Source organism: Paraburkholderia sp. SIMBA_053 (assembly GCF_046534895.1).
Taxonomy (GTDB): domain Bacteria; phylum Pseudomonadota; class Gammaproteobacteria; order Burkholderiales; family Burkholderiaceae; genus Paraburkholderia; species Paraburkholderia caledonica.
This window is the reverse complement of record NZ_JAWRXU010000828.1, coordinates 1-266: the sequence shown is the minus strand read 5'-3', so window position 1 is coordinate 266 and position 266 is coordinate 1. Positions and strand designations below refer to the sequence as shown.

At 63.2% G+C, this 266-nt stretch carries 1 protein-coding gene; it reads left to right on the top strand.

The window, feature by feature from the left end; all coding sequences use genetic code 11:
• Positions 1 to 266: ABC transporter substrate-binding protein (locus tag SB753_RS37895; RefSeq protein WP_410805266.1), on the top strand; the 266-nt coding region annotated here is incomplete at both ends.

Sequence of the window (266 nt, the reverse complement as noted above, 5' to 3'; positions counted from 1 at the left end):
ACGCCATCGATCAGGTGATCGGCGCGGGCATTTTCTCGCCGGCCAACCAGGGCATTCCGAAGTCGAGCCCGTACTACAACGCATCGCTGCCGACCACGAAGCGCGACGTCGCCAAGGCGAAGGCGTTGCTGAAAGCGGCAGGGCAAGAGCATCCGACCGTCGAGTTCGCGTACCCGAATAACACGGTCGCGAGCCAGATCACGCAGATGCTTCAGGCCATGCTGAGCGAGTCCGGCATCACGCTGAAGCTGCGCCCGAGCGACTAC